At 44.3% G+C, this 6,604-nt stretch carries 7 protein-coding genes; all 7 read left to right on the top strand.

The annotated features are described in order from the left end of the window. The first annotated feature begins 405 nt into the window (after window positions 1-405). On the top strand, window positions 406-660 hold the full coding sequence (locus ACJROR_RS06300; RefSeq protein ID WP_406546360.1) for a hypothetical protein: 255 nt from the start codon (window positions 406-408) through the stop codon (window positions 658-660). Between the two features lie 234 nt (window positions 661-894). Further along, entirely contained in the window at window positions 895-1,293 is a 399-nt protein-coding gene (locus tag ACJROR_RS06295; RefSeq protein WP_406546359.1) for a hypothetical protein, read from the top strand. 86 nt (window positions 1,294-1,379) lie between these two features. Beyond that, entirely contained in the window at window positions 1,380-1,736 is a 357-nt protein-coding gene (locus ACJROR_RS06290; RefSeq protein WP_406546358.1) for a hypothetical protein, read from the top strand. A 151-nt stretch (window positions 1,737-1,887) separates the two neighbouring features. Further along, window positions 1,888-2,835: an ion transporter gene (locus tag ACJROR_RS06285; RefSeq protein ID WP_406546357.1), complete on the top strand. Its 948-nt coding sequence runs from the start codon at window positions 1,888-1,890 to the stop codon at window positions 2,833-2,835. A 198-nt stretch (window positions 2,836-3,033) separates the two neighbouring features. Further along, entirely contained in the window at window positions 3,034-5,157 is a 2,124-nt protein-coding gene (locus ACJROR_RS06280; protein WP_406546355.1) for a P-loop NTPase fold protein, read from the top strand. A 428-nt stretch (window positions 5,158-5,585) separates the two neighbouring features. Continuing rightward, window positions 5,586-5,861, top strand: coding sequence for a hypothetical protein (locus tag ACJROR_RS06275; protein WP_406546354.1), 276 nt, complete (start codon window positions 5,586-5,588; stop codon window positions 5,859-5,861). Between the two features lie 417 nt (window positions 5,862-6,278). Then, window positions 6,279-6,604: hypothetical protein (locus ACJROR_RS06270; RefSeq protein ID WP_406546353.1), on the top strand; the 326-nt coding region annotated here is incomplete at its 3' end.

The raw sequence follows: 6,604 nt of genomic DNA, 5'->3' as shown, positions 1-6,604 counted from the left end.
CATGCAGTACCGACAAAGACGGAGCACATAGTTGCGACAAACTAAAATCAGAAAAATCAGGAAAAAATTGGAGCAGAAATCAATGATTTTAAGGAAATTTCTGGTAGCAAAAATCCGGACAAACTAACGAATCAGCGACACGTAGGACAAATTTGTAATCTGGCTGGTGCAGCGCCTGCTGCCGGTACGCTAGGGTATCTGGCTCGGCTGAAAAAGACAGTTACAGGAATCGGTGGTGGAAATGTTGCTAAAACAGTAAGTAAGTACCCTGTAATACTGCCGGCGATAGTAATCGGGGGTGTAGCTTTAGCTGCTTACACCGGTTATAAATTTGCAGCAGAAACTGAGAAAAATCTGACCAAGGCAAAAGAATATGAGGCAGAAATCGAGAAGGTCTGCGAAGAAATGCAGTTAATAGCAGTGACACTTGACGGTGTCAGAACAAACTGCGAAGAAGTAACATCAGTTATTGAAAAACTTGTAGAAATGTTTGAGAAATATAAAGTTTATAACTTAAATGATCAAGACAAACTAAGACGTATGCTTATTATTGGAAAAAATCTCAAAGATGTCTTAAACGAACCGGTAATTAATAAAGACGGCAGTGCTGTTGAAAATTTAAAAGTTAAATGTTCAGGATATCTGGAATTAAATTACTAGAGTTACTAACACCAGAAAATACTTACACAGGTTTTATAAATATCTATATTCATCAAGATCTTTCAGATATCTGTAAATACTGGCACATGATTATTCTAGCAAAATTAGAACTGCAAATCGTGTTTCTTTAATGAGTATTTTGGTGTATAAAAGCAGAATTTACGTTGTTTATTAAATAATAATTTCATGATTTCATAATTACATATTTTATAAAATTAGCTATTTGGAGTTTCAATGAGTAAATTATCTGAATTTGCCCAGCTTATAACCGATCCTAAAACGCGGGATGCCGGCGAAATGATGTTTGGCGCCTACAAGGATTATCAAAGGCTGAGCCTGGAAGAAAATACCAAGCGTGTGAACATTCAGGCTGAAAAGGAAGTTGCCATCGCTAAAATACAGGCGCAGAAGGATCTCCTTAAATCATATCTGGAGCATACATTCGGGGAAAGGCGTCAGGTTATTCAGGAAACTTTTAAAACTTTGGACAAGGCTCTCGAAAGCAATAATATGGACGTGGTTTCCCAGGCCATGGAATCAATTCAGAACATTGTAAAGGAAACCCCGCTGAAGCAGGTTGATAAACTGCTGCAATTAGCAAACAATCCCAATGTTGAAGCCATAGAATTCTGACTTTAACAAGGAGATGCATTTTTCAGTAAATTTTAAATCATTGTTAATTTTTTTGTGTTTTGCACCATCGTTGTAAGGAGTACATCATGGCAAGATGTCCGTTTATGTTTGATCGCGGGTTTATTTATCATGAGCGCACCAGAATTGGCAACATTAAGAACGGATTTATTTTTGAAGGGAATTCTGCATGTCTTGGTGTGGGCAGACGAATTGGCAATGTTAAGAACGGGTTTATTTTTGAGGGAAATTCTGCATGTCCCGGTGTTGGCAGGCGCATCGGCCATGTTAAGAACGGTATTGTAATTGCAGGGAACAGTGCCTGCCTGGGAGTCGGACACAAGGTTTGCCCCGTTGATGCGATAACCATTCCCGGCATTGAAAGGGAGGCGGACGCCATGATTGCGGCTGTTTTTCATTTCTTAATCAAGGATATTCTTTCATAAACAACCTGGTACGGGATATTCAGTCCTGAAAACATAATTGCCTTGTTTAAAATATCCTGTACCTTGCGCCACACTTATGCATGTTGATTAAATTATAAAAAAAAATTAGTAAAGGTGTTAGATGTTCAGAAGTTTAAAGAAGTTTATCTATTTGTTCATAGATCAAGAAAAACATCGCCTGACTACAAAATTTGAGGGATTTATCAGCATACTGATTATATTTAATGCCATCTCTGCCGGCATTATGCTAACTCAAAGAAGTACATGGCTTGAGTATTTTGACTACACTTGCACCGCAATTTACTGCTTTGAAATTCTCATTAGATATTTAGCATCCGGTTCCTTTAAGAAATTCATTTCCGATCCTCTGCAGGTATTTGATATTATCATTATCACCAGCTGTCTGATTCCAGAAAAATTATTTTTTGAGAACAGTATTCTGATGTGTCTCCGAGTCGTCAGAATGCTGCGAATTGCTCGATTTATAACTCTTAATCAGGAGTTGAGCACTATTATTAAAATTCTCATGAAATCTGTCATTTCTCTGTATCGGATTATGTGTTTGATGCTGGTCTTCCTGTATGTTTTTGGCATTATCGGCATGAGTTTATTCAGAATGCCTGCCGCGGATTATAAAGCAGATCGCATGAACGCATATCACGAATTCGTAAAGGAATCATCATATTATTTCACAGCTGATAATATAGATCCGTTTGGCACTGTTCCTGAATCCATGTTCAGTCTTCTTAAGGTTATTTCCGAACAGTCGTGGAGCACCTACAGAAGCAATTTGATTATTGCCTCGAAATTAAAGGTGATAGATGCGCCGCCCTGGATTGTCAGCTTCTATTTCGTTTGCTGGTTCATTTTCGGAGCATATTTGCTGCTGAATCTGGCCATTGGCGCCATTTTACAGAATTACAGCGAGTTATATGCAAAGCTCAGCGATCAGAAAAGAGAGGATGAAAGAGAAAGGCAGATTCATGAAAAGGTTGAAGTATTGGTAAATGAATTACTGAAGGATCTTGATGAAAGCAATATTTCAACAAATGATAAACAGCGGCTTGTTCAAAAGGCTTTTGATATTGCCAAAAGGTAATTCCGGATCAAGAGAACAGAAGTCCCGTAACTGAAAAAACGGGACTCGCAATCTTGCTCTTAAGCATCTTTCAGGGAGACTCAGCAGCGGCCAAACCGCCCTTTCTTTCTCCCTGAGTTACTGCCGACTGCCCCTTTTTCCGTTAATCATGCCGCAGTCAGCGATTTTGCAATTTATCCTCAGAAATACGGAACCGGTATGAAATACACAAACATCATCGACTCCCCTCTTAAAGGCAGCGGAGACGACCTTCTGGGCGTCAGCGATTATGTTGATGCTTTAAGCAGCTTTCTGTCCTCCGCCAGCATGCCCACCACCATCGCCATACAGGGGGAATGGGGATCCGGAAAGACCTCTTTCATGAACCAGATAAAATCCCGGCTCTGCGATGATGCGGATGCGATGGATCCCGCAAAGCCATTTCACGGGGTCTGGGTCAATATGTGGGAATACTCCATGATGAAAAGCCCGGAAGACGTTCTGGTTAACGTCATCAAGGGACTTACCGTTTCCTGCAGCCGAATCCTGGAAAGCCGATCCGGAAAGAATTCCGAAGTGGTGTCAAATCTCAAAAACAAGGCGCTTACATTCCTCAAGGGAGCCAGTGTGGTACTGGTAAAGGCCACCGCCCAGGCTGGGCTCAATGCCATGGGGCTGGACGGAGCCAAAGGCGTTGACACCTTTGCCAGCGTGGTAAACGGGGACAAAAAACTGCAGGACGCAGAACTTGACGAGGTCAGGCCCAGCGAATTCCGGGATGCGTTTTCCGAGGTGATCCGGCAATGTCTGGCCAGGGATCGGGAGCTCCGGGAAACCAGCAAAAAGGGCTTCATGTTCTTCATTGACGACCTTGACCGCATCCCGCCCGAAAACGCGGTGCATATCCTGGAGCTTCTTAAAAACCTCTTTGAGGTGGATAATTGCATTTTTGTTCTGGCCATTGACTACGAGGTGGTGGTTAAAGGCCTTAAAGCCAAGTTCGGCGCGGAATCCCAGATGGACGAAAGAGCCTACCGCTCCTTCTTCGATAAGATCATCCAGATGCCCTTCTCCATGCCTGTCGGAGCCTACGACATTACTGGTTTTGTGGAAAAGTCGGTGGAAAACATCGGCGTGTTTTCACACAGGGAGCTTCAGGAACAGCTTACGGTCAGCGAAGAAAAGCTCCGGGTCTCCGAGATTCTGGCTGACATGGTGTTTCTTTCCACCGGCACCAACCCGCGTTCCATAAAGCGCCTTCTCAACAGTCTCTCCCTTATCGACATCATGCACCGGATAAAGCTCAAAAAGGAAAGAGAACACGGCATCAAAGAGGCGGATATGACCGTTGCAGACAAGACTATGAATTTCGGGCTGGTGTGCATTCAGGTGGCCTATCCGGATATATACGACCTTCTGATACAGGAATCGAATTTTCCGGAATGGGACGAAGCTTCAGCGCTGGATTTCAGACTTAAACCCCTGAGCGCCGATAAGGCTGAAGCTCTCAGCGCTCTTTCCGAGTTTGATGAAATCTGGGAACAGATCCTGTACCGGGCCTGCCAGAAAAGCCTGTACCTTTCCAACAGAGCCATTTACGTCTCCCGGCTGTTAAACAAGATCCGCTTCCTGTGCCCCAATGCGGAAATCTTCCCTGCCAAAATGACCGAGCTTCTGGGCATGTCAGCGGTTACCACCGTTTCCTCCGTGGACTCCGTAGCCATCGAAGCCAATAAAAAGGGGAACAATTCAAAATCATCCGACGTCAACGATTTCTTCAGTAAGGTGCAGTGCCGGAATCCCGCAGTGCTTGAACGGCTGAAATGGTTCGTGAAGCTGGTTACGGAGACATTCGGGGACACGGTAAAACCCCGGGTATCCACATCCCAGCTTTGCTTCTGGTTCGCTAACAAAGCCATCAGCAGCAGACGCTTTATTGCCGTCTGGTACATTGCCCCCACGCCCCGGGATCCTAACGAGTATATTGAAATCGCGCCCTGCGGCGGCGGTGGCACCACCTTCCTGCTGTCTGATGACCGCTACCGGAAAAAAGGCTTTGCTTCGGAAAAGGACTTTTACCTGGGGATCAACTTCCGGGAAAAATGGGGACCGGACAACGCCAAAGGAGAGATTCTGGGCTTCCGGCCTCATGAGTACATAAAAAGAGGGATCTGGTCAAAAAGGCTGTGGACTCAGATAAGGACAAAATTCCCCGAGGATGCAATGTGCGATTCCTACGACAGTCTCTTTGTATTTATGACAGAATGCTTCTTCAAATACGGCTCCAAAATACCTTTGCCGGAACCCTTTAACGGAATTGCAGCGAAGTCTGAAGCTGAATAAATCAGTTCCCTCACAATTCCTGGGGCGGTTTTCCGGTAAAAGCGGATTGCGAGAGCTCTGATATTCCGAAAGCAAATGATCTTGCGTGAAGTATTTCTTCCGGCAGTCTCAGTCCCCTGCCCGGCTTAACTTCCCCCCGCCGGGCAATTCGTTCATACATCCTCTTCCACAAAAGCTGATCCCTGTTTTCCGGCGGGAGGCAGGTGTAGATTCGCGCTAAAACCACCCTATCTCCGGCGGCTTTATGAAACTGCTGTTTCATTCCGCCTGTTCCCGCCGTCAGCGGAATCATTACAGGCATGAAATGTTCAAATTTGTTACCATAACTTTATGTTATTATCAGACTAAAATCTATTGACATATAACGCGAATATTGTTATCATGTATACAGATTTGATAAGGAATTGAGAATGTTACGGAGGCTTAAAATGAGCGGAGAAAAGACCACCATTAAGAAGCTGTGGGAGAAGCACCCTGATGCAAGGTTTGTGCTCTGGCTTGACGATTACTACGCTTGGTTCATAAAGTTCGAGGATCCGAGCTGGCTTGAATACCCCCTCTACACCAAGGAATTTGTGCCGGTATGCGACGGAGTGATGAGATCGGACGGAGACATCTGGATTGACCTTGAAGATGTGGATCCGCAGAAGAAGCTCCGCTTCGGCAAACCTGAAGATCCGAACTGGGATCCTGATAAGCTGTGAGAGGGATCCTGGCAAGACCGGAAACTGGTTAAGAAAACCCTTCAGATTTTAACTTCGCCCGTGGCTCATAAGGTGCTGACCGGCTCTTAACCAGAGCCGGGTTTTCCGTCCGTTAAAGTAAGTTCTCGGATATCCGGTCAGATAAAATACCTCAATATCAGGTACCATGACAGCCAAGGTTTTAAGCAACGGCGGACATTGTTCCGCAATAGATTACACAAGCCGATTCCGCTTGTGCCTATTGTTTGACACTTGTGTTGAAACCGATACACTGTATGGACATTCAGAATATTGCCTAACAAATTCGGTATTAGGTCTTAAACCCCTATTTTAGGCCTTCAGGAATTCTTGACAAGAGTACTGGTGAATCCGTAACATATCGCACACAGAAATCGGGGCATGCTGAAGGGATTTGCAATGGAAGTTAAGATTACAAATAGCGACCTTCCACTCAGTCAGCACGATACCGGTTCTGTCAACTTAGAGCTCCTTTACGCTGAGCTCGCGGCTATGCGGCAATTAGTCGAAACACTTACCTTAACCACTAAAGAACTGAAAGCAACCATTAAAGAACAAACTGCAGCAATTCAAAAGCAAGACAAAACCATCGAAGAACAAAATAAAGAGATCAGCAAACTCACTAATACACTCAAGAAGAAAGAATCAGAGCTTTCAGAGAGCAAAGAACTCGTTAAAACCCTGAAGACGCTCCTGTCTTCCAAAGAGGTTGATCTTGACGCATT

Origin of the sequence: Succinimonas sp. (genome assembly GCF_045225735.1) — a bacterium.
GTDB lineage: Bacteria > Pseudomonadota > Gammaproteobacteria > Enterobacterales > Succinivibrionaceae > Succinimonas.
The sequence above is the reverse complement of the archived record's forward strand: the minus strand, read 5'-3'. Positions and strand labels throughout refer to the sequence as shown.

Bases quoted from the DNA above. Each gene is read 5' to 3' on its own strand.
- ACJROR_RS06295 (WP_406546359.1), top strand. From the start codon at position 895: ATGAGTAAATTATCTGAATTTGCCCAGCTTATAACCGATCCTAAAACG.
- ACJROR_RS06290 (WP_406546358.1), top strand. From the start codon at position 1,380: ATGGCAAGATGTCCGTTTATGTTTGATCGCGGGTTTATTTATCATGAG.
- ACJROR_RS06280 (WP_406546355.1), top strand. From the start codon at position 3,034: ATGAAATACACAAACATCATCGACTCCCCTCTTAAAGGCAGCGGAGAC.
- ACJROR_RS06300 (WP_406546360.1), top strand. From the start codon at position 406: ATGCAGTTAATAGCAGTGACACTTGACGGTGTCAGAACAAACTGCGAA.
- ACJROR_RS06275 (WP_406546354.1), top strand. From the start codon at position 5,586: ATGAGCGGAGAAAAGACCACCATTAAGAAGCTGTGGGAGAAGCACCCT.